This is a genomic window from Paenibacillus sp. GXUN7292, assembly GCF_050864975.1.
Taxonomy (GTDB): domain Bacteria; phylum Bacillota; class Bacilli; order Paenibacillales; family Paenibacillaceae; genus Pristimantibacillus.
Genome location: NZ_JBOZWO010000026.1, coordinates 87,077 through 97,056 on the forward strand (window position 1 = coordinate 87,077; position 9,980 = coordinate 97,056).

Annotated in this window: 11 protein-coding genes; 1 reads left to right on the plus strand and 10 read right to left on the minus strand. The window is 46.5% G+C overall.

All coding sequences use genetic code 11. The features are described from left to right. Position 1 precedes the first annotated feature (1 nt). The 5 genes from ACRRU2_RS19570 to ACRRU2_RS19590 all read right to left on the minus strand — a co-directional run bounded on the left by ACRRU2_RS19570 (position 2) and on the right by ACRRU2_RS19590 (position 4,486). Entirely contained in the window at positions 2–1,762 is a 1,761-nt protein-coding gene (locus ACRRU2_RS19570) for an ABC transporter ATP-binding protein (protein WP_432504278.1), read from the minus strand. 513 nt (positions 1,763–2,275) lie between these two features. Beyond that, a complete protein-coding gene (locus tag ACRRU2_RS19575; RefSeq protein ID WP_432504280.1) occupies positions 2,276–2,476 on the minus strand; it encodes a cold-shock protein in 201 nt (66 codons plus the stop codon). A 251-nt stretch (positions 2,477–2,727) separates the two neighbouring features. Beyond that, positions 2,728–3,177: a DUF2269 family protein gene (locus ACRRU2_RS19580; protein ID WP_432504282.1), complete on the minus strand. Its 450-nt coding sequence runs from the start codon at positions 3,175–3,177 to the stop codon at positions 2,728–2,730. Between the two features lie 142 nt (positions 3,178–3,319). Continuing rightward, positions 3,320–4,144 carry a sugar phosphate isomerase/epimerase family protein gene (locus tag ACRRU2_RS19585; RefSeq protein WP_331701331.1) on the minus strand — a complete coding sequence of 275 codons (825 nt, stop codon included), beginning with the start codon at positions 4,142–4,144 and terminating at the stop codon, positions 3,320–3,322. Positions 4,145–4,165: 21 nt separating this feature from the next. Continuing rightward, positions 4,166–4,486, minus strand: coding sequence for a cupin domain-containing protein (locus tag ACRRU2_RS19590; RefSeq protein WP_331701330.1), 321 nt, complete (start codon positions 4,484–4,486; stop codon positions 4,166–4,168). Positions 4,487–4,530: 44 nt separating this feature from the next. Here ACRRU2_RS19590 and ACRRU2_RS19595 point away from each other — a divergent pair, with 44 nt between their 5' ends. Continuing rightward, positions 4,531–4,731: a hypothetical protein gene (locus tag ACRRU2_RS19595; RefSeq protein ID WP_331701329.1), complete on the plus strand. Its 201-nt coding sequence runs from the start codon at positions 4,531–4,533 to the stop codon at positions 4,729–4,731. Here ACRRU2_RS19595 and ACRRU2_RS19600 read toward each other — a convergent pair. The 5 genes from ACRRU2_RS19600 to ACRRU2_RS19620 form a co-directional block, all read right to left on the minus strand. Beyond that, a complete protein-coding gene (locus tag ACRRU2_RS19600; RefSeq protein ID WP_432504286.1) occupies positions 4,725–5,855 on the minus strand; it encodes a hypothetical protein in 1,131 nt (376 codons plus the stop codon). The genes ACRRU2_RS19595 and ACRRU2_RS19600 overlap by 7 nt on opposite strands. A gap of 54 nt (positions 5,856–5,909) precedes the next feature. After that, on the minus strand, positions 5,910–6,785 hold the full coding sequence (locus ACRRU2_RS19605) for a carbohydrate ABC transporter permease (protein ID WP_331701327.1): 876 nt from the start codon (positions 6,783–6,785) through the stop codon (positions 5,910–5,912). 15 nt (positions 6,786–6,800) lie between these two features. Further along, on the minus strand, positions 6,801–7,754 hold the full coding sequence (locus tag ACRRU2_RS19610) for an ABC transporter permease (protein WP_331701326.1): 954 nt from the start codon (positions 7,752–7,754) through the stop codon (positions 6,801–6,803). A gap of 141 nt (positions 7,755–7,895) precedes the next feature. Then, positions 7,896–9,461, minus strand: a complete 1,566-nt coding sequence (locus ACRRU2_RS19615; RefSeq protein ID WP_331701325.1) for an extracellular solute-binding protein — start codon at positions 9,459–9,461, stop codon at positions 7,896–7,898. A 273-nt stretch (positions 9,462–9,734) separates the two neighbouring features. After that, on the minus strand, positions 9,735–9,980 hold a 246-nt coding region (locus ACRRU2_RS19620), incomplete at its 5' end, for a hypothetical protein (RefSeq protein ID WP_432504290.1).

The window sequence follows — 9,980 nt, forward strand, 5'->3', positions numbered from 1 at the left end:
ATCACCTCTCCTCCCCTTGCTCAATAGAGGCTTCCAATTGCTGACGATCGAATTGCTCGCGATACCATCCGCGATTTTGCAATAAAAATTCATGCTTGCCCTGCTCGGCAATTCCGCCTTCGTCAAGCACAATAATCCAATCGGCATGCTGTACAGCAGACAAGCGATGCGTCGTAATAATCGTCGTTTTACCCGAACGCTCCTGGCGAATGCCATCAATAATTTCAGCCTCAGTTTTGGCGTCAACCGCAGATAACGCATCGTCAAGCAGCAATATTTCAGGATTCGATATAAGTGCGCGGGCAATGCTGACACGCTGCTTCTGTCCGCCAGACAGCGCCACGCCCTTCTCGCCGACCAGTGTATTCAAGCCTTCAGGCAAAAATACAATATCCTTGGCAAAGGAGGCTCTGACCAGCGCATGCTCGATCGCTTCTTCACTAGGCTCGCCTTGCAAGCCAAATAAAATGTTTTCTCTAATGGTGCGGGAAAATAAGATCGGCTGCTGCGGCACATAGCCAATCCAGCCCAGCACCTGATCCAGTTTAAGCTGCTCGATCGGCACCCCGCCAATAGTGATCTCGCCTTCTCCAAGCGGGTATTCGCGCAGCAGCTGTCTGAGCACCGTCGTCTTGCCGCTACCCGTCCGGCCTACAATGCCTAATGTCTGGCCCTTCTTCAAAGTAAAGCTGACCCTCTCCAAATTGGCAACCGATGAGGTCGGATATTTAAAGGTAACATCCCGGAAGGATATTGAGGTTGGCAGTGCCTCGAGCGGCTGCTCATCGGAATCCGAAACGTCCGCTTTGTAGCCAAGCGTTTCATTGACGCGATCCAGGGAGGCATTGCCGCGCTGCATCACATTGATCAGCTCGCCTATAGCAAACATCGGCCATATGAGCATGCCTAGAAAAATATTAAACGAAACAAGCTCACCAAGCGTTATTTCGTTCTGGAACACAAGGTAACCGCCATAGCATAATCCGATTATATAGCTGGAGCCTACCAATATTTTCATCGTCGGCTCAAATAAGGCATCGATTTTGGCTACCGCGATGTTCTTTGCCAATACTTCATCCGTTTTTTTGCTGAATGTCTGCTGGCTCGCTTGCTCCTGCACAAAAGCGCGAATTACCCGCACGCCAGCAACCGATTCCAGCACCTGGTCATTAAGCTCTCCAAAAGCATGCTGTGACTGCATAAAGCGTTCATGAATGATTTTACCAAAGTAAGACATTGCCAGCGCCATAATCGGCAGCGGAATTAATGCCGCGATCGTAAGCTTCCAACTAATCGCCCAAGCCATTACTGCCAAAATTGTAATCATAAAGAACGTAGAATCAATCAGCGTCAAAATGCCAAAGCCTGCAGTTGTAGCAACAGCCCCCAAATCATTGGTCGAGCGCGCCATCAAATCTCCCGTACGGTTACGTTCAAAAAATGTCGGCTTCATGCGCATGAAATGAGACATGAGCGTATGACGCAGCCTCTTTTCAAGCACAAATGCACCGCCAAACAATTGATAATGCCATACATATGTAATCAGATAACTGATCAATGTAAGGGCAATCCACAAGTACATCACCTGATTGAAGGCTGTGTTGCTAAGCAAATGCTGACTCATGCCATCGATGACATATCCGGTCAACCATGGCGGTATTACTTCAAGCACGCCTGTTAAAATCAGCAGCAGTACAGCTACTGTATATCGCTTCCACTGCATGCCGAAAAACCATTTCAGTTTTATAAGAACACCAAACACGTTTACTTCCCACCTTCCGTTATCCGTTCCTGCGTCACAAGAAATATAAGAACAGGTATAAGGTGAAACTTATTCGTTCTTATATTAAAAAAAGCATGCCTTCATGCGGCACGCTTTTTTGTACCCGCTAACCTCCGTAAAATTGCCAATGAAGGTTAAAATGGGCATAAAAAGGGCGCACGATTACGATAAACGTAACCGAGCGCCCTTGATGCTAGGAAATACTATCTGCTGATAGTTATGACGCAAGGACGGATTACGTTATTCAAATAAGCTTTAGTTGTAAAATGCACATTGCTAAAATCTATTCTCATGATACGTAACCCTCCCTTCATAATAAAATCTAATTGTCACTTTAACACGGATAGGAAAACACTGTCAACAAAAACTTATTTCGCCAAAGCCGCTGCATCAGCCGCCATTTTCTATACTATGCTTAAAGCCCCGCAAATATGGCAGAAACCATATACGCGAGGCCTTATCATTGATTGGCTATATTGTCTTCTTCTGCAACTACCTTAGATCGCTGGGGTTGACAAGTGTAGGCAGCATTTTCTCTCCGCTTACCATCGTAGCATTGCAGTGCATGCAGGACGGCACTTGCTCAAACGAAAAATTATCTCTCATCCAGCTGTTGCACCCTTCTGTTTCACAGATCCATACTTTCGTATTTTCTTCCGGTACCGGCTCTAGCTGCTTCTTACGATTGTACAAAATCATCATCTCCCTCTCAAAAAAGAACGGCCGCATACGCTTATGCGAAGCAGAAGTTTTTCGCAGTATAGGAACAGGTATAAGCAGAAAACTTATACCTTCGCCCCTATATTTTAAAAAAAGAAAAACCGCCTCGATATAATCGACAGGGCAGTTCTTAATTATGAGCAATAGTGATCAACAAAACAAATCTGGAAACGATTTGCAATTAATACAATCATAACATACTCTGCGTCCAGTATCAAATAAGCTTACATCGGCTTAAAAACAAGCAAAAATATTAGCAGCACAGCTAACAATTGGCTGAGCATTTCAATAGGCAAAAATTTGCGCATAAACAGCCTGTACTGTATTGGCACTTCCTCTTCTGTATGCGCTTCCAATATAACCATTTGATTTTTGAGCCTGCGCGGCAATGAGCCCGCTACATATACTTGCACTAAAAAATAAACGACAAGAGAATAGACAAACCAGCTTTGCGTAACAAGCTTCGGCTCCAGCGACAGCAATATTCCGGTTGTTACTGCCAATATTAAACTGCCGATATGAGGAACAAACTTGAGCTTTTGAAAGAGCTCGACCGTTTGCCTTGCCTCGATGGAGGTTTTGGCTGTACGGGACATAATCGGAAATACGAGCGCTACACCTAAGCTTGTAACCGCTACCAACACATGAATATAGTGTACGATATAATTGATCATGACACCCTCACCCTTGCCTGAATTTGCAAGTAAGCCTTCCGAACTATAGAAATTAAGTCCTATGGCTTACACCTCTATCATAATAGACGTATTATCGGATATGCAATCCTTTTTTGCAATTTCAATGGGCAGGAGCCGGAGTTTAGGACCACTTTCTAGTTTGTTCCAAAAATGCTTTCGTTTCCGCCATTTGCTGCTCCTCCGCCACTTCCATAATAAGGTGCACCTGCGGCTTGTATTGATTAAGCAGCTTCATGTAAAGCTCATAGTTGAGCATGCCTTTGCCCGCCGTTGCCGTTGTAATAACGCCATCATCTCGCTGTATCCGGTCCTTGGCATGAGCTGCAATGATTCGGCTGCCAAGCAGCGCAAAAGCCTCTTCCATAACTTGATCCCGAGCTGAAAAGTTATGCTCATGCAGTAAATTACCCGCATCCATAACTACACCCAGCATAGAGGAAGGCACCTCCTCCAGCATGCTGGCCAGCTGCTCAGCTGTTCCGATCAAATGATCGTTAGCCGCTTCGATTCCGATAAGCACGCCCCAGCGTTCAGCTTCCTCGGCCAGCTGCTCCAGCACTTGCTTCATAACGAGCCAATCCTGTTCCGTATAATCCAATGATGGATTCACGCCTGTTTCAAAGGCAACTATAGGCGCGCCCATATAACGCGCATGGCGCAGCAGCTCCTTGAAACGAAGAATGTGAATGCGCCGCTGCTCCTCGTCTCTGTGAAACATATGTAAATAGCAGCCCAACACAGAAATCGAAACGCCCTGGCGGTCAAATTGCTCGCCTATATCCATTGCCAAGCCAGGGCTCAGCTTGCCCGGAGCAGAAAAATCAATATCGCTGACTGCCTTCCACAACGCCAGCTGCACATGCTTAAAGTCATGTGAGGCGACCTTAGCCGCCAGCTCCTTATAAGGCAGCCGCCCCATTAAATGAGCTAATACACCAATTGTCATGATGGATTCCTCCCCAATATTTTAATTTCCGCTCAGCAAATCCTCCCGCAGCGGCGTAAAGGCATCCAGCAGCACGCTCTGCTGCAGTGCAACAACGCCATGCCTTACTCCGCTTGGAATTACAATCGATTGGCCTGCTTCAATTATATGCGGCGTCCCATTCAGGCGAAATTCCAGCTTGCCTTCTATACAATAAGATAGCTGCTCATGAGGATGCTCATGCTCATAGCCTTCCGCACCTGCTTCGAATCGTACCTCCATCAGCATTAAAGATTGGCCTGGGGGCAATATTTTTCGAATTACGCCCGGCTCAGCCGGCTGCCACTGTCCGATTATATTCATAAATGTCATCTCCTTTGTTCTAAAGCTGGGCTTTCATTGCTTTCATGTACTCTATTATAGCTTGCTCCTGCTATTTTGGCATTCGAAAAACGAGCCAGCGGTGGGACAGCGAGCTGCAGCAGCATAACAATCGCGTTGCCGAATTGGTAGATGCCATGGCTGTACAGCGTGCTTTTCGCTTCTGGCGACAGCTTGCTGCCAGTAAGCGCCCGCTTCCCCTCAGTCTGCTTTATACTTTCTATTGACCTAATCTCTCAAAAAAATCCGAAGCCTGGACAGGCAGCTTTGCTTCCTCAATCCCAGCCAAGCGATAACACAATGAGCGAATAAGCAGCGCCTGTGTCGCTGCATTCAAGTCCCCTTCTATCTTGCCAAGGCTCAAATAGACGGGCTTTGGCATAACGGGGTAACATTCACCCCGCTTTACCTGTGCAATATTCGGTGCTGCAGGAGAATGCGCAAGCTCTCGTGAAAAGCCGCCGTCCGCTCTAAGCAGCAGCCTCATATTATCCGTTGTCCTTTTAATAATAAATTGAAGCTCCTCCCGAGCTATCGCCGGCTTAATATAGGAAAGCAGATGAATCGGGTTGCGGATATAGCACATATCCTCCGCGCGTTCCTCCTGCAGTGCCCGCAATATGCTTGCGTAGATGTTACCCGCTCTTGGCATGCCTGCTTCAAAATGCTGATAAAACAAATGCAGCTTGAAGGTACCGGAAATTTTCACATAAAGCGAGCCGTCCCCCCATAGTCCTGTCTCCTTATCCTGCAGCTCTTCAAAATATTGCAGCGCCACATCTCTATACGCCTGCTCATCTCTGTGATCAAGCTGCTTCAAATAAACGGCCGAGCAGGAAAGCCGGTCACAGCCGCGCCAGCTATTGCTCAAATCAACGCTGCGCAGCCATTGACCATACGCTTCTGCAGACTTCATATATAGCGGAGCGCGGCCCTGGACATAGGGCAGCGGATAGCGCGCTTCGCCGCCAAGCTTGCGCAAAGCATTGATGCTGTAGCCGATTGCTCTTGAAACCATCACTTCATCTTCCCGCATGGCAGGCTGCTCATCCCAAAAGCAGCCCGTTGCCGCATCCTGCTTGCTGCATAAAAAATGTATCATCTGCTGTCGTACTGAATCAGGCATATCCCCAAGCAGCCCTAACCGTTCCAGCATATTAACCGCCTGTGCCGTCGATTCGATATCCGGAACTGGAGCAGCCAGCTCTCTCGAGCTGGCCGCATAGTAAAAGCCCCCGCTTTTGCGGTCGAATTGCCGTGCCAGCCACGCTGGCAGCCCGCTAAACAGCTGATCCATCTTATGAAGCTCAGCAGCAATAAGCTGCTGCTGAGCGGAAGTATTATTATCCAAGGTGTATTGCTCCTTTCCCCTCTTCATCAGCCTAATGATGCTGGACGCTGACTGTTATCCCTTGATCGAACCAAGCATAGCTCCTTTGGCAAAATGCTTCTGCAAGAACGGATACACGACTAGAATTGGCAGGGTCGCTACTACAATAACTGCCATTTTAACCGTTTGCTCCGGCGGCGGAACGGAAGCATCAAGATCTGCGCTATAATCCAGACCGCTGGCAAGCACGACAATTTGGCGCAGCAGCACTTGAATCGGCCACATATTGCTGTCATTCAAGTACAGGATCGCACTGAGGTACGTATTCCAATACGTAACCGCGTAGAACAAGGACAAAGTAGCAATCGCTGGCATAGAGAGCGGCAGAACGATGCGGAACAAAATGCCGAAATCACTGCACCCGTCAATTTTAGCTGATTCCTCCAGCCCTTCCGGAATATTTTGAAAAAAGTTTTTCAAAATAATGAGATTAAAAGCACTGATCGTCGAAGGAATAATTAAAGCCAAATAGCTGTCAATTAAGCCTAGCTCACGCACAACGAGAAAGGAAGGAATCAAGCCGCCGCTGAACAGCATCGTAAAAACGACAAGAAACATAATAAAACCGCGGCCATCAAGGTCTCTTCGTGATAAGCCATAGGCCATAAGCGAAGTAACAAGCATGCTGAACAGCGTACCGAACAGCGTTACCCCAACTGACACGCCCATCGCTTTAAATATCGTGTTCGTTGAGAAAATAAATTTATAGGCATCCAGACTCCAAACCGTCGGAATCAAAATAAACTTTTTGACCGCCATCTCGGCGCTTGTCGTAAATGAACCCGCTACTATATGAATAAACGGGAGTACGGTTACTAGCGCAATGATCATGAGCAGCGTGAAATTGATGCCCGAGAACATTCGTCCTTTCCATGTCCGATCTTCAACCATGTTAAGCAGCCTCCTTTAGTAGATGCCTTCCTCGCCCATCTTCTTGGCCAGCCTGTTGGCAAGCATGACAAGAATAAGACCGATAAAGGATTTGAAGAAGCCGATTGCTGTACTATAGCTGAATTGCCCTTGACGCAATGCCGCTGTATACACATACGTATCAATAATTTCGGCAACCTCGCGGTTCATAGAGTTAAGCAGCAAATAAACATGCTCGAAGCCCAGCTCAAGAACGTCTCCAATTTTCAAAATAAGCAAAATAACAATCACGCTGCGAATCGCAGGAAGCGTAATATGCCAAACCTGCCTCATTCTTCCCGCTCCATCCATGCGCGCTGCTTCATACAGCTGCGGGTCAACCGATGCGATTGCCGCCAAATATATAATCGTTCCCCAGCCGGCCTCCCGCCAAATGACCTGTATAATATACATAGGCCTGAACCATTCGGTGCTCAGTAGGAAATTGATTTTTTCGAATCCAAGTAAAGCAAGCAGCTCATTAATAATACCGCCGTCCATCGTCAGCATAACGAAACTGATCGATACAATAATGACCCATGACATAAAATGCGGCAAATAGACCAAGGTCTGAAACAGCTTTTTGAAAAAATTCATACGTACTTCATTAAGCATCAACGCCAAAATAATCGGTATCGGAAAATAAAACAATAAATTCATGCCGAACAATAGCAGCGTATTCGTCAAGATATTAAGAAAATCAGGCTCTGTAAATAATCGGGTAAAATGCTTGAGCCCTACCCAGGGACTGCCGCTTATACCTCGAAACGGCTTATAATCCTGAAACGCGATAACAAGTCCAAACATAGGGATGTATTTGAAAATAATAAAATAAAAAATTCCTGGCAGCAGCATGATATAGAGCCATTTGTTTTTCCAAAGGCGTCGTTTCAATTCACTGCTATTGCGAGGCTCAGGCAACCTTTCACGCTCCATCGCTGCTTGTTGCATGTTTGCTCTTCCTTTCCAAGGGAAAATCGTTGCCGCAGCTTTATGCTGCTTTTGCAAGAAAGGGCTGCCCTGCTTGCAGCAGCCCTATTGCACTTCGGCAAACTTTTTTATAGGTTCATTGCGCTCATTGCTTTTGCTTAATTACTTGCTGTATGCAGCGTTAAACTCCTCGATAATTTCCGCACCGCCGCGCTTTTTCCAATCCTCGACCGCTTTGTCATAGCCAGCTTTATCGAGAGTGCCGTACATATATTTATAAGTCGCATCCTTGATCAGCTCTTGCAGCTGCGTGCCCTTCTCGGTATAAGTTGCAGAATCGAGCGGAGCAGTCGGGTCGTGAATTGCTATTTTTTCATTTTCCAAAATAAGCTCCTCTGCATGAATGCGCGCTGGAAGCTCATGATAGCCTTCATACATGCCGTTCGTTTCAGGCTCGCCGATTACACTGTCCTTGAAGCCTTTAACCTCGCGCTCTGTAAGCTCTTGGTTTTCGGAAGCTTTCGCTTTGTTGTCTACAACTGTGTAATGTGTGCCTTCAATTCCCCAGTACATCAGATTAGCAACCTCTGCCGTCATAAGCTTATCAAAGAAGGCTAATATTTTTTTCAGCTCAGCCTCATCCTTCACTGCCGATTTCGGGAACAGCACGACATTGTTATAGCCTGGAATTGCCCAGGTGCCAAATTCGCCATTAGGGCCGGCAACCATGCTATGCGTTTCTACTACAGCGGTTGGAATATTTTTGACCAGATCCTTCTCCAAGGAGTTGACATCCTGCATCGATCCGATATAAACGCCTGCCTTGCCGCTTGTAAACAAGTTGACCTGGTCCGTTTTGCTCGTAGCTGCGAAGTCTACGTTCATTAGCTTGTTGTCGCGAATTTTTTTCATGAAATCCATCGTCTGCACATACTGCTCGAATTCAAATTCCGGCTTTAGCTGGCCATCCTGCTCTCCCCAATTGTTAGGCGTCCTAAACCATGAAGCCAGCGTTTTGAATGCGCCATAAATCAGATCATTGCGGTCTGCCAAGCCGATCGTATCATGGATACCGTTGTTGTCCGGGTCAGCATTCGTAAATTTATCAAGCATGTCGTACAGCTCATCTATCGTATTCGGAGCGCTCAGTCCAAGATGATCGGCCCAGTCCTTGCGGTAAATCATGCCCTGGCGTGCCAATGGCCGGCCAATATATAAGGAGTAGAGCTTGCCGTCTACTTTCGTGTTGTTTAAAATTTCCGCCTTCAGCTTGCTCAGATTAGGAAACTCGGACATGTACGGGCCAATTTCCCAAAACTGCCCATCGCGAATCGCTTCTTTCATTTGTACAAATGTTGCCTGGTTTTTCAAATAAGTAACCTGCGGCAACGAGCCTGTAGCGAATGAAGAGTTAAGCTTTTCTTCATAAGTATCCGCAGGGAAAAATTGATACGTAAGCTTGGTATTCGTTAACTTCTCCAGCTCGTTCTTAATCGTATCTGGCGGCGTTTCAGCAATATTCAGCGGAAGCATAATCGTAATTTCGGTCGGCTTCTCCGGCTCTGACGGCTTTGGCGTAGCTTGCGAGCCCTCATTAGTCGTTGTGCCGCCATTGCTTGCTCCGCCGTTACCGTTATTATTTGTCTTGCCGCCTGATCCACAGGCTGATAATACGAGAACTAAAGCGAGCATCGTGCAAAGAATCATTGTAAGCGATTTCTTTTTCATGTACCTTTGACCTCCATTTTCGTATCATTTGGTTTAGGAACACCCCAACAATAGCATCGCGTCTGCCAGTACCGAAACAATCATTTCTTCATTTTGGCGGCCGGACATGCTGTGTATGAGCTAATGATTACTTTGCGCTGCTATGACACCCGGCCTATTTCAGCAAAAAAACGCCTAACGGCGCCGACTGTTCGAACTGAAAATGTAACGAAGACTGATAGCGCTATTTAAGCAAATTTCATTAATATTAATTTTTAACGAAGATCAGATGCTCTATATGTGAATAAACACTTGTTTAGAGGCCCTTTCAGCCTCAATAAGAACGTATAGATTCGCTAAAATTTTCAAAAGGGCATTTTTCGCGTAATAACACTGCCACGCTTCGTTAGATTTCAGCCGATACAAGAAAAAACGCTGTGCGTCCTTGGCTAAGGATGTGCCGTTTCTCGGTGAAATATAGGATAAACGTCTTCGCCGTCCTTCACAGTTGAAATCTATACCTTCCTGCACTTTCAGAAC